Source organism: Hymenobacter sp. BT730, assembly GCF_030542105.1.
Taxonomy (GTDB): domain Bacteria; phylum Bacteroidota; class Bacteroidia; order Cytophagales; family Hymenobacteraceae; genus Hymenobacter.
In genome coordinates, this window is the sequence record NZ_JAUOFB010000002.1 from 206,953 (window position 1) to 233,191 (window position 26,239).

22 protein-coding genes and 1 tRNA gene are annotated in these 26,239 nt (G+C 55.1%); 13 read left to right on the top strand and 10 right to left on the bottom strand.

Annotated features, from left to right (window positions below; genetic code table 11):
• Nucleotides 1–3: 3 nt before the first annotated feature.
• The gene (locus tag Q4G72_RS07815) at nucleotides 4–2,277 is read right to left on the bottom strand and encodes a heavy metal translocating P-type ATPase (protein WP_303310860.1); all 2,274 of its coding nucleotides are present in this window, start codon (nucleotides 2,275–2,277) and stop codon (nucleotides 4–6) included.
• Nucleotides 2,278–2,563: 286 nt separating this feature from the next.
• Here Q4G72_RS07815 and Q4G72_RS07820 point away from each other — a divergent pair, with 286 nt between their 5' ends.
• The 3 genes from Q4G72_RS07820 to Q4G72_RS07830 all read left to right on the top strand — a co-directional run bounded on the left by Q4G72_RS07820 (nucleotide 2,564) and on the right by Q4G72_RS07830 (nucleotide 4,538).
• A complete protein-coding gene (locus tag Q4G72_RS07820) occupies nucleotides 2,564–2,773 on the top strand; it encodes a heavy-metal-associated domain-containing protein (RefSeq protein ID WP_303310861.1) in 210 nt (69 codons plus the stop codon).
• 145 nt (nucleotides 2,774–2,918) lie between these two features.
• Entirely contained in the window at nucleotides 2,919–3,974 is a 1,056-nt protein-coding gene (locus tag Q4G72_RS07825; protein WP_303310862.1) for a LacI family DNA-binding transcriptional regulator, read from the top strand.
• Between the two features lie 60 nt (nucleotides 3,975–4,034).
• The gene (locus Q4G72_RS07830; protein WP_303310863.1) at nucleotides 4,035–4,538 is read left to right on the top strand and encodes a cupin domain-containing protein; all 504 of its coding nucleotides are present in this window, start codon (nucleotides 4,035–4,037) and stop codon (nucleotides 4,536–4,538) included.
• Between the two features lie 37 nt (nucleotides 4,539–4,575).
• Here the strand turns inward: Q4G72_RS07830 and galB are convergent, their stop codons facing one another.
• From galB to Q4G72_RS07850, 4 genes are all read right to left on the bottom strand, one after another.
• A complete protein-coding gene (gene galB, locus Q4G72_RS07835; protein ID WP_303310864.1) occupies nucleotides 4,576–7,005 on the bottom strand; it encodes a beta-galactosidase GalB in 2,430 nt (809 codons plus the stop codon).
• A 721-nt stretch (nucleotides 7,006–7,726) separates the two neighbouring features.
• Nucleotides 7,727–7,984 carry a hypothetical protein gene (locus tag Q4G72_RS07840; RefSeq protein WP_303310865.1) on the bottom strand — a complete coding sequence of 86 codons (258 nt, stop codon included), beginning with the start codon at nucleotides 7,982–7,984 and terminating at the stop codon, nucleotides 7,727–7,729.
• 218 nt (nucleotides 7,985–8,202) lie between these two features.
• Nucleotides 8,203–8,928 (bottom strand): LytR/AlgR family response regulator transcription factor, encoded by a 726-nt coding sequence (locus Q4G72_RS07845; protein WP_303310866.1) that lies wholly within the window; start codon nucleotides 8,926–8,928, stop codon nucleotides 8,203–8,205.
• Entirely contained in the window at nucleotides 8,897–9,922 is a 1,026-nt protein-coding gene (locus tag Q4G72_RS07850; RefSeq protein ID WP_303310867.1) for a sensor histidine kinase, read from the bottom strand. Before Q4G72_RS07850 ends, Q4G72_RS07845 begins: the two co-directional genes overlap by 32 nt.
• A gap of 265 nt (nucleotides 9,923–10,187) precedes the next feature.
• Between Q4G72_RS07850 and Q4G72_RS07855 the strand changes: the two genes are divergently transcribed.
• Together Q4G72_RS07855 and Q4G72_RS07860 are read left to right on the top strand one after the other, a co-directional pair.
• Complete coding sequence (locus Q4G72_RS07855; RefSeq protein ID WP_502213673.1) at nucleotides 10,188–11,117, top strand: ABC transporter ATP-binding protein; 930 nt, start codon at nucleotides 10,188–10,190, stop codon at nucleotides 11,115–11,117.
• The gene (locus tag Q4G72_RS07860) at nucleotides 11,114–14,737 is read left to right on the top strand and encodes an ABC transporter permease/M1 family aminopeptidase (protein ID WP_303310868.1); all 3,624 of its coding nucleotides are present in this window, start codon (nucleotides 11,114–11,116) and stop codon (nucleotides 14,735–14,737) included. Before Q4G72_RS07855 ends, Q4G72_RS07860 begins: the two co-directional genes overlap by 4 nt.
• Before the next feature lie 278 nt (nucleotides 14,738–15,015).
• Here the strand turns inward: Q4G72_RS07860 and Q4G72_RS07865 are convergent, their stop codons facing one another.
• The 5 genes from Q4G72_RS07865 to Q4G72_RS07885 all read right to left on the bottom strand — a co-directional run bounded on the left by Q4G72_RS07865 (nucleotide 15,016) and on the right by Q4G72_RS07885 (nucleotide 17,223).
• A complete protein-coding gene (locus Q4G72_RS07865; protein WP_303310869.1) occupies nucleotides 15,016–15,207 on the bottom strand; it encodes a hypothetical protein in 192 nt (63 codons plus the stop codon).
• 109 nt (nucleotides 15,208–15,316) lie between these two features.
• Nucleotides 15,317–15,398, bottom strand: a tRNA-Leu gene (locus Q4G72_RS07870).
• A 24-nt stretch (nucleotides 15,399–15,422) separates the two neighbouring features.
• Nucleotides 15,423–15,959, bottom strand: a complete 537-nt coding sequence (hscB, locus tag Q4G72_RS07875) for a Fe-S protein assembly co-chaperone HscB (protein WP_303310870.1) — start codon at nucleotides 15,957–15,959, stop codon at nucleotides 15,423–15,425.
• Between the two features lie 42 nt (nucleotides 15,960–16,001).
• Nucleotides 16,002–16,319, bottom strand: coding sequence for a putative quinol monooxygenase (locus Q4G72_RS07880; RefSeq protein ID WP_303310871.1), 318 nt, complete (start codon nucleotides 16,317–16,319; stop codon nucleotides 16,002–16,004).
• A 130-nt stretch (nucleotides 16,320–16,449) separates the two neighbouring features.
• On the bottom strand, nucleotides 16,450–17,223 hold the full coding sequence (locus tag Q4G72_RS07885; protein ID WP_303310872.1) for an SAM hydrolase/SAM-dependent halogenase family protein: 774 nt from the start codon (nucleotides 17,221–17,223) through the stop codon (nucleotides 16,450–16,452).
• Nucleotides 17,224–17,352: 129 nt separating this feature from the next.
• Between Q4G72_RS07885 and Q4G72_RS07890 the strand changes: the two genes are divergently transcribed.
• The 8 genes from Q4G72_RS07890 (at nucleotide 17,353) to crtID (ending at nucleotide 26,233) form a co-directional block, all read left to right on the top strand.
• On the top strand, nucleotides 17,353–18,432 hold the full coding sequence (locus tag Q4G72_RS07890) for a PhoH family protein (RefSeq protein WP_303310873.1): 1,080 nt from the start codon (nucleotides 17,353–17,355) through the stop codon (nucleotides 18,430–18,432).
• A gap of 19 nt (nucleotides 18,433–18,451) precedes the next feature.
• On the top strand, nucleotides 18,452–18,892 hold the full coding sequence (locus Q4G72_RS07895) for a GNAT family N-acetyltransferase (protein ID WP_303310874.1): 441 nt from the start codon (nucleotides 18,452–18,454) through the stop codon (nucleotides 18,890–18,892).
• Between the two features lie 171 nt (nucleotides 18,893–19,063).
• A complete protein-coding gene (locus tag Q4G72_RS07900; protein WP_303310875.1) occupies nucleotides 19,064–21,292 on the top strand; it encodes a ComEC/Rec2 family competence protein in 2,229 nt (742 codons plus the stop codon).
• 152 nt (nucleotides 21,293–21,444) lie between these two features.
• Entirely contained in the window at nucleotides 21,445–22,254 is an 810-nt protein-coding gene (locus Q4G72_RS07905) for an enoyl-CoA hydratase/isomerase family protein (protein ID WP_303310876.1), read from the top strand.
• 148 nt (nucleotides 22,255–22,402) lie between these two features.
• Nucleotides 22,403–22,903 (top strand): sterol desaturase family protein, encoded by a 501-nt coding sequence (locus tag Q4G72_RS07910; protein ID WP_303310877.1) that lies wholly within the window; start codon nucleotides 22,403–22,405, stop codon nucleotides 22,901–22,903.
• Complete coding sequence (locus Q4G72_RS07915; RefSeq protein ID WP_303310878.1) at nucleotides 22,903–23,814, top strand: MerR family transcriptional regulator; 912 nt, start codon at nucleotides 22,903–22,905, stop codon at nucleotides 23,812–23,814. The genes Q4G72_RS07910 and Q4G72_RS07915 overlap by 1 nt, the downstream gene beginning before the upstream one ends.
• A 261-nt stretch (nucleotides 23,815–24,075) precedes the next feature.
• Nucleotides 24,076–24,591: a sigma-70 family RNA polymerase sigma factor gene (locus tag Q4G72_RS07920; protein ID WP_303310879.1), complete on the top strand. Its 516-nt coding sequence runs from the start codon at nucleotides 24,076–24,078 to the stop codon at nucleotides 24,589–24,591.
• 169 nt (nucleotides 24,592–24,760) lie between these two features.
• Nucleotides 24,761–26,233, top strand: coding sequence for a bifunctional phytoene desaturase/3,4-desaturase (crtID, locus tag Q4G72_RS07925; protein WP_303310880.1), 1,473 nt, complete (start codon nucleotides 24,761–24,763; stop codon nucleotides 26,231–26,233).
• Nucleotides 26,234–26,239 lie beyond the last annotated feature (6 nt).

Here is a 26,239-nt window from a genome sequence, read left to right on the forward strand (position 1 = left end):
GGGTTAGCTTTTAGCAGGGGAGAAGCTGCGCAGCCGCAGTGAGTTGGTGAGCACCGAGACAGAACTCAGGGCCATGGCGGCCGCGGCCAGCATGGGGGAGAGCATCAGCCCAAAGAAGGGATACAGCACGCCCGCCGCTACCGGAATACCCAGCGTATTGTAAATAAAGGCGAAGAATAGGTTCTGACGGATAGTGCGAATGGTCTGGCGGGACAGCGCAATGGCCGTTACCACACCGTTCAGATCAGAGCGCATCAGCGTGATGCCGGCGGCCTCCATGGCCACATCCGTGCCCGCTCCCATGGCCAGACCAAGGTCGGCCTGGGCCAGCGCGGGTGCGTCGTTGATACCATCCCCAACCATGGCCACAATGCGGCCTTCGCTCTGCAACTGTTTCACCTTCGCGGCCTTATCCTGGGGAAGCACCTCAGCAAAGTAACGCTTAATACCCACCTGCGCGGCTACCTGGGCCGCCGTCTGCGGATTGTCGCCGGTCATCATCACCACCTCAATACCCAAGGCCTGCAGCTTTTGAACTGCTGCCGCCGAAGTATCGCGCACGGTATCGGCCACGCCAAGCAGTCCGGCTGCCTGCCCCGCTACGGCCAGGTAGAGCACCGTCTGGGCCTGGGTCAGTAACTTTTCCGCCTGCTGGCGCAGTGCGGGGGAAAGGGTTACCCCGGCCTCTTCCAGCAGGCGGGCATTGCCAATCAGTACTTCCTGCCCATTGACACTAGCCGCCGCGCCTTTTCCTTCCACGGCGCGAAAACCAGTGGCGGTGAGGAGGGGGGCCGGCTGCGCCTCCGCATAGCGCACCACAGCTTCGGCCAGCGGGTGCTCTGACTGCCGCTCCACAGCTGCCACCAGCGGCAATAATTGCGCGGCTTGCCATCCTTCGGCAGGCACAACATCAGTTACGGCAGGCTCGCCGCGGGTAATGGTGCCGGTCTTATCCAGCAGCACTGTATTCACCTGATAGGCTTTTTCTAAGGCCTCGGCGTTGCGGATGAGGACTCCGTTTTCGGCGCCTTTGCCCGTGCTCACCATAATGGCCGTGGGTGTAGCTAATCCCAGCGCGCAGGGGCAGGCAATGATAAGAACAGCCACAAAGTTAACCAGGGCCAGCGGCAGGCGAGATTCTACTGGCGCCAGATTAAACCAGAGCACAAAGGTGAGGATGGCAATGACCACCACGGTAGGCACAAAAATGGCGCTGACCCTGTCTGCCAGGCGCTGGATTGGCGCGCGGCTGCCTTGGGCATCTTCTACCATTTTTACAATTTGGGCCAACATGGTTTCCGTACCCACTTTGGTCACGCGGAAACGGAAAGACCCGGTTTTGTTGAGGGTGGCCCCAAATACAGGGTCCCCCGCTTTTTTCTCCACTGGCAGGCTCTCGCCTGTCAGCATGGCCTCATCCACGGCGGAGTGTCCTTCCTCAATCAAGCCATCAGTAGCTACTTTCTCACCAGGGCGCACCACCACCAGGTCGCCCAGCTGCACTTGTTCAATGGGCACATCTACTTCCCGGCCATCCGGGCGCACGAGGCGGGCGGTTTTGGCCTGTAGTCCCAACAAGGATTTCATAGCCGCAGAGGTCTGGGTTTTAGCACGCATTTCCAGCATCTTTCCCAGCAGAATCAGGGCAATTATGGTGGCGGTGGTGTCATAATATACTTCCGGCATGAGCCCATGCTGCCTAAAGAAATTTGGGATTAGCGTGGTGGCCAGGCTGTAGAGAAAGGCTGCCCCGGTACCCACTGCAATGAGCGTATCCATGTTGGCAGAGCGGTGCTTAAACCCATTCCAGGCCGAAAAGTAAAACTCGCGTCCGCTGTACAGCAATACCGGCAGTGTAAGGCCCAGCAGCACGTAATTGAGCACAGGCATGGGAATCCAGGTCATCATCCCGGGCCAGAGCATAAGCATACTCAGGGGCATGATGAGAAGGGCCAGGGCGGCCGCTACCCAGAACCGACGCTTCAGCTTCTGATATGCGGCTGCCTTCTGCCGGTCTATCTCGGCACTGCGCTCGGCCGCGGACGTCTCCGGCGCACGCTCCATAATGCCAAAGCCTGCTTTCACCACAGCATCCTTCAGCATGGCCGAGGTTGCCTGGGAGGGTATATAATCCACAGTGGCTTTCTCGGTGGCGAAGTTGACCACCGCCCGCTGCACGCCAGGGGTACGGCTGAGCGACTTCTGCACGGAGGCCGCGCAGGAGGCACAGGTCATGCCCTCTATATCAAGGGTTTCCGTTTTTGTTTGGGGTTCCATCAGTAGAATCAGAGAAGCATAGCCGCGGGTCAGAAAGCAGTAGTGCTAAAGCCCGGAACGGTGCTACAAAGAAACAACCTGCCTGGCGGAGGGTTCTTACGAAATCCGTCCTCAGAGGTACATAATTTGCACGCTGACCCTGCTAGAAGGATGAAACCGGGCTGCCAGAGTCCATAATCCTGCAAGTAACCGGCACAATTGCGTACCTGTCAGGTGGCACCCCTTTGTACTTTTGCGTGTTACTTTTCCAAAGCCACTTTTCCGGTTTCACCTTACATTTATATACATGAAAACGCTCCAATTCAAGACGAATATTAACTGTGGCGGCTGCATAAAGGCAGTTACGCCAGCGCTTAATGAGCAGGCTGGTGCCGGCAACTGGCAGGTGGATACTACCAACCCCAATAAGATTTTAACGGTTACTACGGACAAGCTCACGGCCGAACAGATTATGGAAGCGGTAGAAAACGCCGGCTTCGAGATTCAGGCGGCTTAAGCCCGGCGGCTTCCGCTAAATCGTTTTTTTCGGCAAAAGCCTGCTTCTCCTGGCAGTTTAAATAGGGCCAAAGCTTGGTAATAGACTTCTGTTGCGTTCATTTGGGGTTGACAGACAATTTCTCTTCCATCAAATGCGCTGATGTATGGCCGCTTCCAAGCAAAAAACTTCCATCCGCGACATAGCGCAACTGCTCGGATTGTCTACTTCCACGGTGTCGCGGGGGCTGGCCAACCACAAGGATATCAGTGAGGCCACCAAGGAAAGAATCCGTCAGGTAGCTCAGGAGCTTCATTATCGGCCCAACCAACTGGCGGCCGCTCTGCGCAAAGGCCACAGCAAAACTCTGGGCGTAATTGTGCCGCACATTAACGGTTACTTTTTTCCGGCCGTGATGAACGGCATTGAAAAAGTTGCCACCCAGGAGGGTTTCACCCTGATGATGTGCCAGTCGAACGAAGACTTTCGGCGGGAACAGCAGAACATTGAGGCCCTGCTGGCGGCCCAGGTAGAAGGTATTCTTATCTCCGTTTCGGCTACTACATTCAGCGAGACGCAGCATTTTGAGCAGGTGCGCCAGCAGGGGACCCCGCTGGTTTTCTTTGACCGTATGCCCGAGCTGCCACAAAGCATGGCCGTTATTCTGGATGATTTTCAGGGGGCCTACCAAGCCGTGCGGCATCTTATTGAGCAGGGCTGCACGCGGATTGCCCACTTGGCCGGTCCGCAGCACCTGAATACCAGCCGCAACCGGTTTTTAGGCTACAAATCGGCTTTAGAAGCGCATGGCCTGCCGTTTAATGAGCAGTTGGTATATGCCCTGCCATCTCTAACACATGATGCCGGCCGCTTAGGCATGCAACACCTGCTGGCCCTGGAGCCACCGCTGGATGGGGTATTTGCTGCTTACGCCATACCCACGGTGGGGGCATTGGAAGTACTGCGGGAGAAGTCTCTGCGCGTGCCCCAGGATATTGCCATTGCCTGCTTCAGCAATGAGCCCTTCACGGCCATGCTGCAGCCCCAACTCACGGTGGTAGACCAGCGGGCAGAGCAGATGGGGGAAACGGCCGTGCGTCTGTTTCTGCAGTTGCTCAAACGGGGCCCCTCGTATGTGCCGCCGCACCTGGTGCTCAAGCCGGAACTGATTATTCGCGAATCCTCTCTGCACCATTCGCGGCAGACGAGCTTGCCCAAATAGCGTAAGTATCCTGGTGGCTAAGGCCACTTAACCTGTTGTGAATCTTCTTTTGATTGGATTATGAGCACTGACTTATCTAAACAACATCTGTTCCAGCAAATAGAACAGCGGCTTCAGCAACAAGGCTTCGGCATTACCCAGCAGGATCAGGCGCGCCCGTGGGGAGGCTTTTTCGTGTTGGATGAAAGCCAGGCCCAGTCGTTTGCTGATACTTATTTCGATGGGTTGCCGGTGGAGCAGCTGCGCATTTCCGGCAAGCTCAGTCCTAAGATTTTACTGGTAGCGCCGCACCAGCGCTTGTCCTGGCAGTATCATCACCGCCGGGCCGAAATCTGGAAAGTAGTGCAGGGAACTGTGGGCGTCATTACCAGCCCCACCGATACCGAGGGCGAGCTGAAAACTTATGGTCCTGGCCAAACAATTACGCTGGCGCAAGGTGAGCGGCACCGGCTGGTGGGCTTGAATGACTGGGGTATTATTGCCGAAATCTGGCAGCACACAGATGCCCAACAGCCCTCCGATGAGCAGGATATTGTGCGGGTGCAGGATGACTTCGGGCGCTAAAGCACAGAGACTATTTTCCAAGTCTGCCTCCCTGAAATCAATTCTGATTCCGGGAGGCAGACTTGGTTTTTAACTGGAGAGAGGCGCTCTTCAAGCCCTTGCCGGTTACTTTCAATTCCATGGTGCCGGCTTGCTCCGTTGCCTGCAGTACGGCTACCAGCTTTCCCTGAAAAGCCTTCATTTGAGGTTCGTGAAACAGCTCCAGGCTAGCCGGGTTGCCATTAGCTGCCGCCCGGAAACTCCCTGCTCCACTTACTGTAAACTGTAGCTGATCGGTAGCTTCCGGGCAAAGGTTGCCCTTGGCATCCTCTACCTGCGCCGTAACAAAGGCCAGATCCTTGCCATCAGCCGTTAAACTGGTTCGGTCGGAAACCAGCCGGATATGGTGTGGCTGACCGGCAGTATGTACCTGCTCTTCCCCTACAGCTTTTCCCTGGGCATCATAGGCTACTACTTTCAGGGTTCCTGGCTCGTATTTCACATTATACCACATCAGGCGGTAGCGCTCCTGGGGGCTGCCCGTGGTGGTTTTGGTTTGCTTGCCCATGCTTTTGCCGTTTACAAACAGCTCGGCGGTAGGGGAGTTGGTATAGCAGAATACGGGGGTAATCTGGCCCTCGCGGCCAGGCCAGGTCCAGTGCGGCAGCAGGTGCAGGGTAGGAGCTGTGGTATTCCACCGGGCCCGGTAGAGGTAGTATCGGTCTTTCGGAATGCCGGCTAAATCCAGGATGCCAAAGTAAGAGCTATGAGAGGGCCACTGCTCATCATAGGGGGTCGGCTCTCCGAGGTAATCAAAACCTGTCCACACAAATTCTCCCAGCACGTAAGGCAGGTCGTCCTGCTTCACAAATTCCTCATCCGGAGTCTGCGACCAGTAGCACACGCCCAGGTCGTAGGAAGAGGCCTGGTTATCCGGGTACTTTTTGTCTTTGGTAGGTTCTACCGGAAACTTATATACCCCCCGGGAACTGACTGTGGAAGCGGTTTCGGAGCCCAACAATAGTTTTTGCGGGAGCTGGTTGTAGGCTTCCTGGTAGCGCGAAGGCTTGTAGTTAAAGCCAGGGATATCCAGCACTGCTGCAAAGTTGTTTTTTAAGGCATGGTCAATCTGGTCCATACCTGCCGTGACCGGCCGGGTTGGGTCTTCGCGGTGGCAGATATCCTGGAGGCGTTTGGCAATGGAAGCGCCTTCGGGCGTTTTTTGGTCCGGCACCTCATTGCCAATGCTCCACATAATAACCGAAGGATGATTTCGGTCCCGGTGAATCATGTTGACCAGATCTTTCTCTGCCCACTGATCAAAATACTGGCTGTAGCCGTTTTTTACCTTTGGAGTCTTCCACTCATCAAAGGATTCTACCATTAGCATAAAGCCCATTTCATCGCACAGGCTGACAAGCTCCGGGGCCGGCATGTTGTGTGACGTACGAATGGCATCACAGCCCAGGTCTTTCAACAGGGTAAGCTGACGACGCAGGGCGGCCGTATTTACGGCAGTGCCCAGTGGCCCCAAGTCGTGGTGGTTGCACACGCCCTTAAACCTGCGCGCTTTCCCGTTTAAGAAAAAGCCTTTATCGGCTTCAAAGCGAAAGGAACGAATGCCAAACGGGGTGCTGTATTCATCCAGAAGCTGTTTGCCGTCGAAAAGCCGGGAATAGGCCGTATATAGAACCGGCGTTTCCGGCGACCAAAGCCGGGGAGATTTTACTTCCAGATTCTGTTCGAACTCCCCTCCGGCATTTGGGGCCAGCAGGGTTTCCGTGTTGGCTACCACTTTGCCGGCCGCATCGCGGATTTCGGTATGCAGCCTCAGTTGCGGAGTGCCAGCAGACTTTTCTACCCGGGTTTGCAGGTGAACTTTAGCCCGCTCTGCCGTGATGTCCGGGGTGGTAAGGTAAGTACCCCAGACCGGAATATGGACCTGATTGGTTATCAGTAGGTGTACGTTCCGGTAAAGCCCGGCTCCTGGGTACCAGCGCGAGGACTGCGGCTGGTTTTGCAAACGTACGGCCAAGGTATTATTCCCATCCGACCGCAAGGAGGAAGTAATATCGAAGAAAAATGAGTTGTACCCGTAGGGCCAGGAGCCAACTTCCTTACCGTTTACATAGACTTTGGCGTTACTCATGGCCCCATCAAAGAGGAGCAAGGCCCGTTTACCCGCTTTAAAATCCGGCACCTGCAGTCTGCGCCGGTACCAGCCTGTTCCAATAAACGGCAGCCCACCCGTGCGCCCGGCTTTCAAAGTAGCCTTCTGCTCGCTGTTTTGCTCAATTCTTACTTCCTGCAAATCATTATTACCATCAAAAGGACCATAAATAGCCCAGTCGTGCGGCACAGAAATACTTTGCCACTTACTGTCATCAAAGTCCGGCGAAGCAGCGTCTGCTACTTCTCCCTTTGTAAACTTCCAGTTCTTATCCAGTAGAATTTCCCGGCGTGCCTGCGCCGATACTGGCAGTGCCACAACTACGCAAAGCAAAACCAGAAGAAAGCCGACGCGAATCATAAGCTGCATTGGATAAGATAATGGTCTGTTGATGTAGATGGCAATGATAGTAGAAGTTAGATGAAGTCAGCTTTGTGCACATACACCTAAAGGATATGACACAATTGCCGTTCATTAAACTGCAATTTTTCTATTCAGATGCAAATTCAGTTTAGGCCGCGACGCCAATAATACAAGCCGCAATACGGTAATCAACCATTGATACCAGACTAACTTTTTGTAGCAGATTTGCCAGTGTTTCGGCTGATAAATCGATGGCCTTCCAGTGCTTCTTTAAATTTCTCAAGCTGATGATTACCCGCGCATTTTCATTGGCTCGACGCAACTTCCTCACTTCTGGAGTCAACAATTCAAGCCAATAAGCAGAGAGTTTTTCATAATCGAATAACCACTAACTATAAGAAGGATAGGAAATAGAGCACCCAAGAAAGTGAATACAAAACACATTTACGCCTTTCAGAAAGCAGGTATACACTGTTTTGCTCTTCTTTCACCCCACGATTTGCTGCCTTTGGTCTTACCAAGCCCGCGGATTATCTTTATTCTGTGCCTTTTAACTAAGGAATAAGCAACTTTATTTGGACCATCGACGACTTCATAATCCAGTCTTATCAGAGCTTGCAGAGTACATTTCATACCTCTCATGAAGCTGGATAAGTCAATGTTCCTAGACCTGACATTAGCTGCCGAGCAGCCACCGGCGTAGCTCCGGGGTGCGGTGCGTGCTGCTGGTCAGGGTAGTAGCCTGGCCTTTGAGGTGCACCACCAGCGTATCGTTGAAGTAAGACTCCAGGCGCTCCACTGTAATTTCGCCGAAGCGGACGGGCTTGTCGGGCTTGCTGAAGGCGAAGAGCAGCGCCGTGGCTGGGAGGAGCGTGGCTACTAAAGCGTAAGCTTTCAGGAATTTTACGTCGCGGGCGAGTTGCTGAGTGGTCATGGTCGGGAAAGGAGTTGAGATGATGAACAGCCCAAAACTGCGACGCTCTGGCCTTACCCGCATACCCTTTCGCGTCAGTGCCGGAAAATTCGCGCCAGTGCCGGAAAAGCCCCCGCGAACAGCGGTACACCACTGTCTTGGTGAGCATAAACCAGGGCGAGGTCATCTCTCCCGATTTGTTTACCAACACCCAAAGACCTCAACTACGAACTTCCCCCTCAAAGCCCCTTCAGCAGTTTATAAAAAGCCTCGGCATAGGTATCACTGATGGGGATGATTTGGTCGGCAATCTGAATCCGGTTTTTCTCGATGTGGTCAATTTTGTCAAGGGCGACCAGAAAGGATCGGTGCACGCGGGCAAAATCCTGGGAGGGCAGCAGCTCTTCCAGTTTGGCAAAGCTGAGCAGCGTCATGATCTTCTCTTCCCTGGTATGAATCCGTAAATAGTCTTTCATGCCCTCCACGAAGAGAATGTCGCGGGTCGCTACTTTCTGGATGCGGTGGCCCACCTTTAGAAAAATATACTCTTGCTCCGGCTTCGTTTCCGCTTTTTCTTCCTTCTTTTCTAGGGCATGCCAAGGGCTTTGTTCCTGGTACAGGCGTAACACGCCTTTGTAAAACCGCTCGAACGTAAAGGGTTTTAACAGGTAATCCTTCACCTCCAGGTCATACGCCTTCAGCGCGTACTGGTCGTAGGCGGTGGTGAGGATAATCATGGGTTTGGGGTTCAGCATCGGGATGAAGCTGAGTCCATCCAGGTCCGGCATGTTGATATCCAGAAACAGCAGGTCGGGTTTGTCTTCTGCCAAATGAGCAGCGGCCTCCAAGGGACTCACGTAGGTCCCTTTCAACTCCAGAAAAGAGACTTTCCGGATGTATTCTTCCAGTATTTCCTGGGCCAGGTACTCGTCTTCAATGATGTAGCAGGTGAGCTTGTCTTTCATGAGCCGGTACGTGAAGACCGTGGATGGTAAGATTGACCGTAAAGGTTTCGCCGGTTTGCTGAATGGTCAGCGTGTGCTGGTCAGGATACAACAAAGACAGCCTTTTCCGGACGTTGGGCAAGCCAATGCCACCGGGTTCTTCCAGCGGATTAGCCGACTTTTTCCCGATGGGGTTCTGCACGCTGAAAATGAGGGTATCTTCTTTTACCTCCATCCGCACCTTTAGGTCGCCGGGTTCCAGGCGGGCGGGGCTGTGTTTGTAGGCGTTTTCCAGTAAGTGAATAAACAGCAAGGGGGCAATGTAGCAGGATTCGGTTTCCCCGGCTATCTGCAGGTCCACTACTGGACTATTCTTATACCGGAGCTGCTGCAAACTCACGTAATCCCGCAAATAGTCCAGCTCCCGGGTCAGCGGAACCGTGGACGCATTGGACTCATAAATCATGTAGCGCATCAACGAGGCCAGGTGCATGACCGCCTCCGGAGCGGCCGGGGCCTGCTTGTACACCAGCGTGTGGATGTTGTTGAGGGTATTGAACAGGAAGTGCGGGTTAATCTGCGACTTCAGGTTGGTGAGTTCGGCCTCCACGGCCTGCTTCTCCAGCTGCTCTTTCCGGATGGTATTCAGTACCAGCGTCTCGGTGACTCGGGCCAGCCAACTCAGGAAGAGAAAGATGGGTACAGTCGTGACCAAGTACATCAAATAAAACCCAAAATCGAACGGCTTCTGGTGGAAAAGCAAAAAGGGAAACGGCCCGCTCAACGCAATTCCCCCCAGTCGGAGCCAATAGCCTCTGTCTTTTCGCTGCCCGGTATACCAGGTCAGCAGGTAGAAATGGCTGTAAAAAACATACAGGCAGGTCGCTATGAATCCCTTGGTTGTGCTTAGCCAGTGGGCATCACCTTCACTGCTCAGCTGCAAGCCGACCAACAAGGTGAACAAGATCCAAACGGATAGGTGAATCAGCCAGAAGATTTTTTTGACGCGGTCCATAGCACAAAGGTGGTTTTTCCGGCTGTTGCCCAGGCCAGTGTTTCGACTAGTTGCTAAGGCGAATCTACGAGAGGTGCAAAGGAGCCGGCCAGTGCTTTGGCAGAAGCAAAATCCAACTTGGTCGAATACTTCTCTGCATCAGCATATCGTTTTTTGCTTTCCTGTCGGGTAACAGTTGCTTCGTCCTGAAATAGAGAAAGCAGGCATTAGTCAAGGTGCTTCACGTCTCTCTTTTTAAACGATTCACCGAAGCAAATCCGATAAAATGGGAAATCACCCGTTGGGCTTGGTCATCCGCAATGTCTCCAAAAGGTATGCGAATGGCGTGCAGGCATTGAACAATGTGTCGCTGGATATTCCGCCGGGTATGTACGGGCTGCTCGGCCCGAATGGCGCGGGTAAGTCCACCCTCATGCGCACGCTCGCCACGCTGCAGGAGCCGGATGAAGGGCAAATCTTTTTGGGCGACATTGATGTAGTGAACCAGAAGGAAGCGGTGCGCCAGACGCTGGGCTATCTGCCCCAGGAGTTTGGTGTGTACCCCAAAGCCAGTGCGGAGGAACTGCTGGACTACTTCGCGGTGCTGAAAGGTATTACCAACCGGGCGCTGCGCAGAGCAACCACCGAGGCCTTGCTCAAGCAAACTAACCTCTGGGACAAGCGCAAGCAGAAGCTGGGCGGCTACTCCGGCGGCATGCGGCAACGCTTTGGCGTGGCGGTGGCCCTTCTAGGTAACCCCAGCCTGCTTATTGTAGACGAGCCCACGGCGGGCCTGGACCCGGCCGAGCGGGTCCGTTTCCTCAACCTGCTGAGCGAATTAGGAGAAAACAGCGTGGTGATTCTTTCCACCCATATCGTGGAAGACGTCTCCGAGTTGTGCACCAACATGGCCATCATCAACCAAGGCCAAATCCTGCTGGAGGCCCAGCCCCTGGAGGCCGTGGCCGCCCTCAAAGGCCACATCTGGCGCAAGCTAACCGATAAACTTACCTTGCCGGCGCTGGAGCAGGAGCACCGGATTATTTCCGCCAAACTCTTGAGTGGCCGCACTCTGGTGCACGTGTACAGCCCTGAAATGCCAGGCAACGGGTTTGAGCTGGCAGAGCCTGATTTGGAGGATGTCTATTTCAGTGCCATGACGGGATGCTTCGGAGTGGCCAGTGAGCAGCCGAAAGCGGAAGGGATATTACTATGAAGCTGCAACGAATCTTTGCGCTGGAATTCGGCTACCAGCTGCGCCGGGTCGCTACCTGGCTTTACTTCGGGGTGTTGCTGGCCATTGCTTTTCTGATTGTCATTGCCAACTTTGCCTCCGATGCGCGGGATGGGTATTTTTTACTCAATGCACCCATCGTCATTGCGGCAGTTGCGGTGATATGCAGCGTAAAGTGGCTGTTGGTCGGCGCCTCCGTGGCGGGCGATGCGGCCGCCCGCGATGTACAGACCCGCATGCATTCGCTCACCTACACGGCCCCCGCCAGCAAAGCCGACTACCTGGGTGGACGGTTTCTGGCCGCCTTCGCCCTAAGTGTCCTTGTTCTGCTTGCTATTCCGGTAGGCATTCTGCTGGCCATGCACGCTGCCGGGGTAGAGGCCGAAATTCTGGGGCCGTTCCGGGCAGCGGCCTACTTGACGACCGTTTTTTACATCCTGGTGCCCAACGCCTTTTTCGCGACGGCCATTCAATTCTCGCTCTCGGCGCTCAGCCGCCGGGCCATGGCTAGTTACCTGGTCGGGGCGCTCCTGTTCGCGGCGGCCTACATTATAGGACAGGGGTTGCAGGATGTGGGGGAATGGGGAAATTTGGTAGACCCCACGGGGTTCACCCTGGTTCTGAGTCATCTTTCCAATGACTGGAGCCCGCTGGAGAAGAATACGCGCTTGTTCCTGCTGGAGGGCTCCTTTCTCACTAACCGCCTGCTTTGGCTTGGCATTTCGCTGGGCCTGCTGACATTCACGTATTTTCGATTTCAATTCGTTTTACCCGAAACTGGTCAAAAACAGAAGCCGGATAAACGGCCCAAACCCGAGGAGGCACTCCCTCAGGAGAGGTTGAGCTGGGGAACAGGGGAGGCATTGCCGCCAGTCCGGGGGACGTATGGAGTCGTCACGCAGTTGCGCCAGTTGCGCCTCATCACCTCGAAATCCTTTCTGCAGCTCGCCAAAAGCAAGGCCGGGCTGCCCCTGCTGGCCGTCATAGCCCTGGTGGTGGGACTGACAATCTCTGGCAACCTGAAGGGCCGCGGCACGCCCTTGCTGCCCCGAACCGACTTTGTTCTGGATTATCTGACTGGGCCTCTTGCGCCGCCGGAACGTTTCTGGATTCTCATCGCCCTGCTCACCATTTTCTACGCCGGCGAGCTGGTGTGGCGGGAACGGGAAACTGGTCTGAGCGAAATTGCCAACGCGGCACCCGTGCCGGAATGGGTGCTTTTCCTGAGCCGTTTTCTGGCGCTAAGTCTTGTGCTTGTGGTGTGGCTAGCCTTCCTTATGATGGCCGGAATAGTGGCGCAAGTGGCCATCGGAGGTGCTACTCCGGAAATCAGTCTGTACCTGCAAACCATCTTCGGACTGCAGTTGGTGGATTGCCTGCTTTTCGGCCTGCTGGCCCTCTTGGTGCACGTGCTGGTCAATCAGAAGTTCGTAGGTCACCTGGTGGCGCTGTTAGCCTATGGCTTTATCGCCTACGCCCCCAACCTGGGCATAGCGCACAAGCTCCTCCTCTATGGCTCTAGTCCGCCGTGGACCTATACTGATATGGCTGGTTTTAGCTCGTCGCTGGGACCCTGGCTGTGGTTCAAGGGATATTGGGTGGCTTGGGCGCTGCTATTAGCGGTGGTGGCGCGGCTGTTCTGGGTACGGGGCCGGGAGGGCAGTTTTGCTTCGCGACTCCAGCTCGCTCGCCGGCGTTTCACGCGTGCCACCGCCGTGGTTTCGGCAGCGGCAGTAGTCGGCATCCTCTTGTGTGGCGGTTTTATCTTCTACAACACCAACGTATTGCATAACTACCTGTCCGCTGCAGAAATAACAGCACAACGCGCCGCCTACGAGCAGCGCTACCGCCGGTACCTGAACGTACCTCAGCCCCTGCTGACCGGTGTAAACCTGCAGGTGGAAATATATCCCAAGCAGCGAGCAGTAGAGATAAAGGGCACTTACCGGCTGGTGAACAATAGCTCGGCACCCATTGACTCCATTCATCTGGCGACGGGGGCGGGCGTAGAAACCGCCGCGATTCACTTCAACCTGCCAGCCAAGGAAGTCCTCACGGACGCGGAGCATGGCTACCAGATTTACGCCCTGGCCAGGCCTCTCCACCCCGGTGATTCGCTGCGCCTGAGCTTTAAGGTAACGCACAAAGCGCAGGGCTTTTCTAACAACGGAGCCGACGCACAGGTGGTGGCCAATGGCACCAGTTTCCGGAATTTGGAGTGGCTTCCAGTCTTAGGGTATCAGCCGTACCGGGAGTTGGATGAGGCCGGCGCCCGCAAAGCGTATGGTCTGTCGCCCCGGCCCGCCACCTACTCGCTCTACGACCTAGCGGCTCGCCGGTATGCCCCGTTTCCGGAGCAAATCAGCTTTGTGGCAGTAGTGGGTACGGATGCGAACCAGACGGTGGTGGCGCCAGGCACGCTGCGCCGCACCTGGACCAAAGCGGGCCGCCGCTACTTCCACTACGCCACGGATGCACCCATCCGGAATGAATACGCCTTCTTCTCGGCCAACTACGCGCTGCAGGAAGGGAAATGGGCAAACCCTGCGGCCGGTCCGGGGCAGGAGGTTGCTATTCAGATTTATTATCCCCCGGGGGTGACGGAGAACCCGGCGCGCATGGTCCGGAGTGCCCAGGCTTCGCTGGACTATTACACCCAGCAGTTTGGTCCCTATCCGCACCGGCAGTTGCGCTTCGTGGCCCATCCCAGCTACGCCTTCGGCCACCACGCCGCGCCCATCGACATCACGGCAGAGGAGGGCTTTTTCCTCCTGAACCCGAAGGATGACAAGCGGGGCTTCGACCTGGTAACGGCCGTGGTGGCACACGAGGTAGCGCACCAATGGTGGGGTAACCAACTCAAACAAGCCTATGTAGAGGGCGCCGGCCTTATTACCGAAAGCTTGGCATGGTACTCGGCCATGGGCGTACTGGAGGACGCATATGGTTCTGAGCACCTCCAGACACTCCTGAGTTTCCTACGGGAAGAGAACGAAACCCCGCGTACCCGGGCTGCCAAGCCGCTGCTGCAGGCCGACGACTTTTACCAAAACTACCGCAAAGGGCCCTTCGCGCTGTACGCGCTGAGCCAATACATTGGTCGGGACCAGGTAAACGGGGCGCTCCGGAATTTGCTGGCCAAGCACCGCCCCGGGACGCTTCCCTTCGCAACTTCGCTGGACCTCTACCGGGAGTTGCAGACGGCCACGCCGGACTCGCTCCAACCATTGCTGCATGATCTGTTTAAGGCCAACACCTTTTGGGAGCTGGCGACGGAAACCGCCACCGCCAAACAGCTCAAAGGAGGCACCTGGCAGGTAATGCTCCACCTGCAGGCAACCAAGCTGGTAGTGGATAGCGCCGGCACCGAGACCAAACTACCGATGAAGGAGTGGGTGGAAATCGGCGTCTTCGCACCCGCCGAGGCAGGAAAGGAGGTGGGTAAGCAACTCTACCTGCAAAAGCACCTTATCAAATCCGGCAAGCAGACGATTGTATTGACGCTACCCGACCGACCCGCCAAAGTTGGTGTTGACCCACGCCAGTTGTTGATTGACTGGAAGGTAGAGGATAATTACAAAGTGGTGAAGTCAAATAAATAGATCTTTAACAAACCTTCTTCAGCGTGGAATTATGATTTTTGACGGTGTTGGGCTTGATATGGCCACGGTTGAAACGCTCCCTAAACTGCGGTTCCATGTAGATCAGGAAGTCTGCTTTGTTATTCGACGACTTATATTACCGCAGAAAGACTTCTTTCGTGAGAGACATTTCGCCACTCGGGCCTGAATTAATACCTGATCCACCTTTCCCGATCAGCAGGTTGTGGTCCTTCGCCCGTTTCTCCCAGCCCGGGCCATATACTGCCTTCATAGCCGCATCATAGCATCCCGGCTGCTGAGATTTCGGCAGCTTCGTCAGACAATAATTCCTTTTCATCGAATGAAACGGCTGGCCAAGTGATACCCAGCCCGATAGTTACCACTTCACGGTTCAGAATGACCTGCATCCGGGCTAGGGCCGTACCGTCTGCCCGGGCCGGTGGCCGCATGACGATTTTGGCAGTAGCCATATTTTAAACGGCTTTTAAACATCTGTAAACAAAAACGCCGAAAACGAGCCTGCAATGCACTTTGCAATCGGCACTTTTCCGGCGTTTAAGCATGAAAATCGTTAAAAAGTACCCAGAGCCGGGGTCGAACCGGCACATCTTTCGATATCGGTGTTTGAGACCGACGCGTCTACCGATTCCGCCATCTGGGCAAGAGGAACAACTCGGTTAGTTGTTCAGGATCGGGCAGCAAACTTAGCCAGACTTTCACGAATGCGCAACAAATACCGCTTTTTAAGATAATACGTGCGGATTTGCTGCAGGGCCTGTGGCTTTTTGTCTCCCGGAAGCATCTCATAGCCAGCTAGTACAGGCTCAATTCCTGCCTCCAGAGTATCGGAAAGTATAGTTACTTCATCTTCAACACGGCGCACATTGGTGGCATCAGGGTCAAATTCCAACTCCATCAGCTGCTCGTTCAGGTCCATTACCTCCATCAGAAACTCAGCGGGAAGCTCCTGTTTGCCTTCCTCCAAAAGACCATGGCGGCTCAGAATGTAGGCCATCCGAAGATCGGGGTCGGAGAGGGTGCGGTAGGCGTTAGTGTTCAGCGTTGCCAGATGCAGGGTTTCCTGCTGATGCTCTACGGACGAGGTAGCATGAAAATCGGGGTGGTATTCGCGGCTGAGCTTATAGTATGCGCGTTTTAGCGCAGCCTCATCCGGACGGAAGGTTTCGGGAAGCTGGTAGAACTCAAAATAGTCTGGTTGCATAAGTAAAGGAACGAGAGGAGAGATGCTACTCAACCACAAAAGCTAGGAGGAAGTTGGGGCGGCAGCGGAATCCCCTCTTACGTGGCGTACGGAAAAAGCCATTGGAGGAGCAGAGAAAAGCCGCTTGGTTGCCGGCCATACCTGCCCAAATAACTCCGATTTACGATAAGCATCCAGAGCCGCTGCGGATTCCCAGTGGCTGTGCGTGCAGAAAATATGGGGCGCATCGGCATCCTGCCATAGCTCCAGATACAGGCAGCCCGGCATGCTGCGAATAGCTTCCTCTGAGTTCTGAAAAATAGTCTGGAATGCTGCTACCGCCTCTGCCTGGAAGCTCATGCGCACAATGCGAATTAACATATGGGAAGAAGGAATAAGAGGTTAAGTAAAGAGTGACAGGCTGTCATATAATACTTAACATAATAAATAAATATCAATGTCGCTTCCAAGAAAAGGGCGTTTCAAAGCAGCAAAGGGCCTTCTTTTTTAATTAAGTAGTTGCCGGAAAGCGGATATCTACCTGCGAATCATAATGCAGCCCGAGGAGCTCAGAGGCGTGGCCCTGATTGATGCCGATGCACAAATACCCCTGGCTATTGTAGATGCAGCCTGCTTCGCCGGGTGCTGTAGCCTGAAAGTGAGGGAGAATCTCGCGCGCTACTTCACGCGCAAAGTGAATGGTGTATGGTCGGCCGTGACCGACGGCTTCCACAGCGGTGCGCGAGATATTCGTAATCAGGTTGCCATAATGGTCCATATGCACCACGTGGCCAGTAATGCGGTGGTCCTGCAGGCGTAGCTGCCGATTGAGGAGCTGATATTGTGGTGGTGCTGGTGGGCCCAGTTCATATAAGGAGCGGCCCTGTGCCAGCGCTACTGCGGCCGAGGCCAGCACGTCGCGGGTGGGGGAGGCAGTAGGCTCCAGCGCTGAAAGCGCTACCACTTCATCGGCCTGTCCATCCGTGAGTAAAGGGAGCAGCCCATTATCAGCCGTAACAAAATAGTGGCCCTGGTAGCGAGCCGCCCGCCAACTGCCGCCTGCCGTTCCCCAGTCGTTTACGCCAACCAGGTGTACTGTGCCGGCTGGGAAGTCAGAAAATACGGCGCCGAGAACGTACACGGCATGGGCGATGTTAAAGGGTTCAATGGCGTGGGTAATGTCCAGGACCGGTTGCATGGGAGCCAGCTGCAGAATCCGCGCCTTTACGGCGGCCACATAATGGTCGCGGTAGCCGAAATCAGACAGAAACGTAATCAGGCCCATGCCAAAATGCTGAGTTCTTCGTACTATTGTTTACCCACGTGAGGGCGGCAAAAGTAGGCTATTTGCCTCGAACAAGTGCTGTCTTTCCGGGTTCTTCTTTTCTTAACGCCGTTCAAAATCCCCTTAAGTTTGGTCGAGAAAATCATCACGCTCGAAAACGTCTCCCTCGTCGATTTCCTGGGACCTGATAACCAGAACATCCGACAGCTGGCCGCGGCCTTCCCCGGCAGCAAGATTATATCCCGAGGCAACGAAATTAAAATTCAAGGGCAGACGCCCATCATCGCCCGCATCAACGAAATCCTGTCCTCGCTCATCGAGCACTACCATCAGTACGGGCAAATCACAGACAAAACCGTTAACCAGTACCTCAACGCTGCCGATGAGGAGCAGGAGGAGCGCAGCCTGGCTGCTGCCCCCGATGTTATTGTATTTGGCGCCAAAGGTGGGATTATCAAAGCCAAAACGGCCAATCAAAAGCGTTTGGTGGATGCCGTGATGAAGCACGACCTGGTGTTTACGCTGGGCCCGGCTGGTACCGGTAAAACCTACGTGTCGGTGGCGCTGGCGGTGCGGGCGCTCAAAAACAAAGAGGTCAAGAAAATCATCATTTCCCGCCCCGTAGTGGAAGCCGGCGAGAGCCTCGGCTTTCTGCCCGGAGACATGAAGGAAAAAGTAGACCCCTATCTGCGCCCGATTTACGATGCCCTGGAAGACATGATTCCGGCGGAAAAGCTAAAGTTCTACCAGGAAAACAAAATCATTGAAATAGCGCCGCTGGCCTACATGCGCGGCCGCACGCTGAACAATGCCTTTGTGCTGCTGGACGAAGCCCAAAACACCACGCCCTCCCAGCTGAAGATGTTCCTGACGCGCATGGGCCCCTCAGCCAAGGTGATGGTGAACGGCGACCGGACCCAGATTGACCTGCCGACCAAGCAGAAATCGGGACTGATCCAGGCCATGGATATTCTGAAGGATGTGAGCGGTATTGGGTTTGTGGAAATGACGGCCGAGGATGTGGTGCGCCACCGCCTCGTGAAGGAAATTGTAATGGCTTACGACCGTTTCGACGTGAAGCTACAGCACGACCAGGCCCAGCGTCCGCGCCGGGAGTATCGTCGCCCCGAAACGCCTGAAAACCATCCGGATGCCCGGCGGGCTGAAGATGGTACCGCTGAGTTGCCCGTAAACCACGAGCAGCTGTAATTTCCCCGCTTACCTCTGCATGAAAGCTTACCAAATTTCCTCTCCCCAGGACCGTGCCACGGCCTTTGCCATCCGCGAAAAAGTGTTTGTGGAAGAGCAGGGAGTTCCGCGGGCTGACGAGTATGACTCGCACGATGAGCGGGACGCCCGGCATTACCTGGTGGTGTCAGATGAGGGCACTCCTTGCGGCGCTGCACGCTGGCGCACCACTGAATATGGGGTAAAGCTAGAGCGTTTTGCCGTTCTGGAGGCCTTTCGTAACCGCGCTGCCGGCAGTGCCATTCTGCAGCGCGTACTAGCAGACGTGCAGCAGGAGCATCCCAATGCAACGGTGTACTTGAATGCCCAGCTTCCGGCTATTGCCTTTTATGAGCGCCATGGCTTTGTGAAAGTGGGTGAGAAATTCACGGAGTGCGACATAGAACACTACAAAATGGAGTGGCAGCGCCCCGAGGCGTAAGTTTTCATAGACTATTAATAATAGCCAGCGCCCTGCTGTTCTTCGGAATAGCAGGGCGCTTTTATGATCAGGAAGGCAACAAAATATCGATCCTGCTTTTGTTGAACTTCCTGTAATTGCGTAACATGGCTGTTAGTTTTATGCTATTCCATAGTTTCTGTCCTATAATTTATGATAACCTGGGCTCCGTATGCCTTTGTGCGGTTAACGCTGGCATTGGCTGCCGGCATTATTACCTACCTCTACATAGGAACGCAACTGCCGCCGTTGTTGGGCCCGCTTTTAGGCCTGGTAGCGGTGTATGCAGTAGTGCAAGTGTGGGCCAGTCGTCAACCCAGCCGGAGCGCTACTGATGCCACGGGCCTGTTAGCCATAGCAGTGCTGTACCTGGCGGGGGCCACACTCACACAGGAAGCTACCCAGAGCCGCCGGCATAATCATATCTACCGCTTCGGCGGTAAAATAGAGTTCTACCGCGCCGTGGTAGATGACTATACAGTGGTCCGCCCCGCCACGTATGCTACCACCGTGCGGGTGTCGGCGGTGCGGATAGCAGGACAGTGGCAGGCCGCAGTGGGCGGAATCCGGGTGTCTATCCCGCGCGACTCCGGCGTGGTAATGCCGCAGTATGGTGATGTATGGCTGGTACGCGGAGCCCCCGCTCCCAGTAAGCCTCCGCTGAACCCCGGGGAGTTCAACTACCGCCGCTACCTGGAGTATCATCAGGTTTACCATCAGCAGTTTATTCATCCCGACCAATATCGCACCCTGGCGCACACGCCGCCTAACCCGCTAAAAGCTATGAGTATGCGGGCGGCCCGGGTACTGGATGGCGTATTTCGCGAGTATGTGCACGCTAAGCGGGAATATGCGCTTTCCTCGGCGCTGGTGCTGGGGATTAAGGATGATGTAGATCAGGAAACCCGCCAGGCTTATGCTAACACGGGTACCACGCATATTATGGCCGTATCGGGGTTGCAGGTGGGCTTGCTGTTTGCGCTGGTTACCTGGCTGCTGACGCGCTTTTTCGGCGCTATGCCGGGCTTCCGGTTCTGGTCGGCAGGAGTAGGGCTGGCGGTTATCTGGAGCTATGCGTTCCTCACCGGGCTGTCGGCCTCGGTGCTGCGAGCAGCCGTCATGTTCACCTTCATTATTTTGGCCCGTACCTGGGGAAGGCAGAGCAACATGTACAATACCCTAGCCGTGGCTGCTTTTGTGCTGCTGTGCTACGACCCTTTTTTGCTGGTGGATGTAGGGTTTCAGCTCTCCTTTCTGGCTGTGTTGAGCATTGTGTACCTGCAGCCGCGCATTGCTTCGTGGTTTGATTTCCGGGATAAAGCTCTGGAGCAGCTGCGTCCCTGGCAGCCACGCGCCGTGCAGCGGCTGTGGCGCGGCGCCGGCCATACCGCCGACTGGATCTGGCAGGCTACGGCCTTGTCGTTGGCGGCACAGGTAGCCACTTTCCCGCTGGGGTTGTTTTATTTTCATCAGTTCCCCCTCACGTTCCTGTTTTCCAATCTGGTTGCCGTTCCTATTTCCTCGGGGGCGGTGTATGTAGGGGTGGTGCTGTTGCTGCTGAAGGGCTTGGTGACGCTGCTCAGCCTGCTGGTTCCGGCAGCGGCCTCTATCCTTGATTGGCTTCCCCGGCTTGTTGCCTGGATATTTGAGCAGATGATTTGGCTGTTCAACGAATATATCTTCTGGATTGGGCGGGCCATGCCCGGGGCGTTGCTCACGGGCATTCACGTAACCGCCCCGCAGGCCTGGCTCATTTTTGCCTGTATTCTGGCCCTGTTGGCCTTTTTTGCCGTGCGGCGCCTCTCGTGGCTGATGGTGGCCTGCGCCCTGTTAGGCATATTTGCCGGTAGCCGGGTGTGGGCTGCCCACCGCCTGGCGCCCGATGAGCAGTTTGTTGTCTATAGTATCCCGCGCCGCTCCGTTTGCGGGTTCTGGCGCGGCGCTACGGCGGAAATCGTCACCACCGATTCCTTACCCCTGTCGGAAACGGAGCGTACTTACCGTATTGTGCCGGGCATCATTCAGCGGGAGGCACGACGCGTGCGCTACTATCAGGGGTGGGAAGGAGTGCCGCTGGCGGTGCGGCCGGTTGCTCCGGGCGTACAGGTTCTGGTGTGGCAGGGGCTGCGCGTAGCTCTGGTGAGTGGCCGCCTGGAAGGCTACCGGCAGCCCGTTTCCGTAGATGTAGTGGTGCTGCGCCGGAACGCCCGCGTGAAGGCCGAGGAGGTGGCCGCCACCTTTGGGAAGCAGCCTCCGGTTGTGTTCGATTCATCTTGTAAATCATGGTACATTTTACGGCAGGATTCTCTCTTTCAAGCAGCTGGTATTCAAGTATATGATGTAGCTGCCCGTGGCGCTTTCATCGTCCGGCCTCCCCGGTAAGACGTTCATCAGCAGCCGTTCATCGTAACAATACCACGAGAAGTCTTTCTTTGTAGCATCGTTTTTGTTAGGTTTAGATACTGCACTTTCCGGCCTGCAAATACCAAAACGCGCTACGGCCGACCATTTTACCACCGCCAGCAACAATAACCATGGACAATTTTCCTACCCAGGAGTTAGAAGCGCTGCGCTACATTCAATATGAGTGCCGCGACGCTATCGGCTATATTACCCTGAACCGGCCTGAAAAGCGCAATGCGCTCAGTGCCGAGATGGTAAGCGAGCTAAAGCTGGCCTTTTCGGCGGCTGAAGACGATGAAACTTGTAAAGTAATTGTGCTGCGGGCCGCCGGAGAGGTGTTCTGCGCTGGTGCCGATTTGGCATACATTCAGGAGCTGCAGGGCTTTGGCTACACTGATAACCTGGCCGACAGTACCCACCTGATGCAGCTGTTTCATCAGATATATACCCTGAATAAAGTAGTAGTGGGGCAGGTGCAGGGCCATGCGCTGGCCGGCGGTTGCGGCCTGGCTACCATTTGCGACTTTGCTTTTACTGTGCCTGAAGCCAAGTTTGGCTACACGGAGGTGAAAATAGGCTTCCTGCCTGCCATTGTAAGCGTATTTCTGCTGCGCAAAATAGGGGAGGCGCGAACCAAACAATTACTGCTCACCGGCGACATTATTACCGCTGATAAAGCCGCCGAATTTGGCCTCGTAAACTTTATAGTAAGCCGCGAAGAGCTGGCTGATAACGTATTCAAGTTTGCCCGCCGCTTGTGCACGGAGAATTCAGGGCAAAGCATGGAGCTGACCAAGGAAATGCTGGCCCGCATCCCGGAAATGCCGCTGGAAGACAGCCTCTTGTATGCTGCGCAGATGAATGCTGAAGCCAGGGGCTCACAGGATTGCCGTCGCGGTATTGCGGCTTTCCTGAACAAAGAGAAAATCTCCTGGGATTAAGGTAAATCATAGAATAAGGCCTGACTTTGCTGCTTTTTGCAGGAAAGCCGGGCCTTATATTGCTTACCTTGCTCAATCTACCTGCAGGCTAGCGCCCTCATCTAGAGGTTTTCTCTCAACTTTTCGCTTATCCGCTGGTTAGCAGCACATGACAACGCTGGCAGCTGTAGCCGTTACCACCGCTACTTTTCTGGGAATGGAACTGGTGGCCTGGGGTATGCACAAATTTGTGCTGCACGGGCCGTTGTGGTTTTTGCACCGCTCACATCATGTGCGGCACCCTCACCGCTTTGAGCGCAACGACTTCTTTTTCCTGTTTTATGGGCTGTTGTCAATGCTGTTTATCGTGTATGGCTCCCCAACTAAAGATTGGCGCTTTTGGGTGGGCACCGGCATTGCTGCCTACGGTACAGTATACTTTTTTGTGCACGATGTCCTGATTCATGGGCGGCTGCGCTTCTGGCGTAAGTCACGCAATACTTACCTGCGGGCCCTGAATATGGCTCATAAGATGCACCACAAAACTACCGGCCGCCTGGGCTCGGTGGAGTTTGGAATGCTATGGGTATCCCCTAAATACTATGTGAAGGCCTGGCGCCGCCCGGCGCCAACACAAAAGTTTGCTAATCAGAAAGAAATAATACGCTAGTGGGACAGTTTTCAATCAGCGACCTGGAACAGCTTTCCGGTATTAAGGCGCATACCATCCGGATGTGGGAGCAGCGCTATGGCATTCTGCAGCCAGTGCGCACGGCCACTAATATCCGCACGTATTGCGACGAAGACCTGCGCCGGCTGCTGAATGTGGCTACCCTGTGCTCCCGCGGGCACCGCATCTCACGGGTAGCTCAGCTAAAGCCCGAGGAACTGAGCCAGGCAGTTATTTCCTGCTGCGATGATGTGCACGACTACTGCCAACAGGTAAACTCCTTGCTGGCCGCCATGCTGGAAATGGATGAGCGCCGCCTGTGCTGCCTGTTAGACACGGCTATTAAGGAACTGGGGTTTGAAGAAGCCGTTTTGCAGGTTGCCTATCCATTTCTGCAGCGCATAGGTGTACTGTGGCAGGCAGGCTCTGTTAATCCGGCCCAAGAACACCTGGTAGCCAATTTGTTGCGGCAAAAAATGATAGTGGCCATCGATGGCCTGCCGCCGGTGCAGCCGGCTCAGGCCCGGCGGTGGGTACTATTTCTGCCGGAGGGAGAAATGCACGAGCTGGCCCTGCTTTTTATGAATTATTCCCTGCGCCTGCGCGGGCAGCACGTGCTGTATCTGGGACAGAACCTGCCGGTAGGGGAGTTAAAGGCCGTGTGCGAGACGTACCAGCCGCATGCATTATGCACCGTGATGACGGCCCTGCCGGAGCGCGACCGGGTACAGGAATTTGTAGAACAGATTCATAGCCTATGCCCTGAGATAATGCTGTATCTATATGGCCCACTAGCCCAGCAGGAAAGCCTGCGCCTGCCGCCCAATACAGTTCGGGTACGGCTTATTACTGATTTCTTGGCCTTGGCGGGCCGCTTATGCACCTGCCCTGCCGAGCCAGTGGTTGCTTAGAGTTCCGTTAAGCAGCCTAGACGCCTTATTCACCTGCCAGCATCAGAAAAAGCTGCCTTCCCGGGTTCTGGAAGGAGATAGGCGGAATTATGTACCGCTGAAATCGAGCCTGATTACCAAGGGATTCGTAGGTTGACAAGGCCAAACGGAGGGAAAAGAATGGCAAAAGTCGGTTGTGAAAAATTTTCTTTTGCACAATGGTACATCTTTCGATTCTTCCCGTATATTTGTTTAACTTTTTGCCACGAAAAGCTAAACAAGATGACTTCTCTGGAATTTACCGACCAAGTACAAAAGATTTCCTACTCTTTGAAGCCCGTGGCGATGAACCTGACCCGCGATGCTGACGATGCCAAGGATTTGGTACAGGAAACCCTGTTGAAGGCGCTGCTGAACAAGGACAAGTTCAAAGCCGGCACCAACCTGAAGGCATGGTTGTACACCATCATGCGCAACACGTTTATCAACAACTACAATAAGATAACGAAGCGCAACAGTAACATTGATAGTACTGATTACTTCCAGTACTTCAACACCGACGAAAACTACATTACCCACAACGGCGCTACCAGCGACTTTGTGGTGACGGACATCAACGAAGCCATTGCCAGCCTATCGGCCGACTACCGCACGCCGTTTATGATGTATTACATCGGTTATAAGTACCTGGAAATAGCTGATAAACTGCAAATTCCAATCGGGACTGTAAAAAACCGGATTCACATTGCCCGAAAAGAGTTAAAAGACGTATTGAAGGTATACGCCCCCGGCGTGTAGGGAATAGGGAGAGAGTACAACCGCCCCGGGCGTAACGGGCCGCGGGTGACGACAGCGCAAGCTTCGCCGCTCGCGGCCCGGTTTTTTGCCCACCAGCCACTATTCAGGGCTTTATGCCACCTTTGTACTGCTCGCATCTGCGAAATCTGCGCCCAAATCTGAATCATCTGTGAGTAAGGACGTCATTGTCATTGGGGCCGGCTTTGCGGGGTTGGCGGCCGCCACCTCGCTGGCCCAGCGTGGGTACCGGGTTACTATTCTGGAAAAGAATGAAGGTCCGGGTGGGCGGGCGCGTATGTTCCAGGCTGAGGGTTTCACCTTTGACATGGGCCCCAGCTGGTATTGGATGCCCGACGTATTTGAGCAGTATTTTGGCCGCTTCGGCAAAAAAGTGGCCGACTACTATGAGTTGGTGCGGTTGGATCCGTCTTATCAGGTCATTTTCAAAGGCCCGGAAGCGGTAGATATTCCGGCCAGCATGCGTGAGCTGCGCCAGCTGTTTGAGCGCTACGAGCCCGGTAGCGCGGCCCGTCTGGACGAGTTTCTGCGACAGGCCGCTTATAAATATGAGGTCGGTATCAACAAATTCGTACACATGCCCGGCCGCTCCTTGCTGGAGTTTGCCGACCCGCGCCTGCTGGTAGATGCCCTACGCCTGGATCTGCTGCAAAGCATGCACCAGCACGTGCGCAAGTTTTTCCGCGACCCCCGCCTGCTTGAGCTGGTAGAATTCCCGATTCTCTTTCTGGGCGCTACCTCACAGAATACGCCAGCCTTATACTCCCTGATGAACTACGCCGACTTGGCGCTAGGCACCTGGTACCCCATGGGCGGCATGCATAAAATTGTGGAAGGTATGGTGCGCCTTGCCGAGGAGCAGGGCGTCAAGTTGGAATACAACGTACCCGTGCAGCAGATTATGGTAGAAAACGGCCGTGCCACTGGCGTGCAAACTGCCGCTGGCTTTCGTGCGGCCCAGGTAGTAGTGGCCGGTGCCGATTATCACCACGCTGAACAGCACCTGCTAGCCCCGGAATGGCGCCACTACGATGAGGCATACTGGGATAAGCGCACGATGGCCCCATCGTCGTTGCTGTTTTATGTGGGTGTGAACAAGCGCCTGCCCAAGCTACGCCACCATAATCTGTTCTTCGACGAGGATTTTAGCCTTCATGCACAGGAAATCTACGAACAGCCGCAATGGCCCAGCAAACCGCTGTTCTACGTATCGGCTCCTTCGCAGACAGACCCTTCCGTGGCCCCCGAAGGCTCCGAGAACCTCTTTCTGCTGATTCCGGTAGCGCCAAACTTACCCGACCCCGAAGAAACCCGGGAGCATTATTACCACCTGATTATGGAGCGGCTGGAGCGGCACTGCGGCACTAGTATTCGCGACGCGGTGGTGTACAAGCGCAGCTACGCCCACCAGGATTTCGTGCAGGACTACCACAGCTATAAGGGTAACGCTTATGGCCTGGCTAACACCCTGCGCCAGACGGCTATTCTCAAGCCCTCACTGAAAAGCAAAAAGGTGAACAACCTGTATTTTACCGGCCAGCTCACGGTGCCCGGCCCTGGTGTGCCCCCTTCCCTTATTTCGGGGCAGGTGGTGGCCAAAGAGGTAGAAAAGGAGAATTCATAACCCACA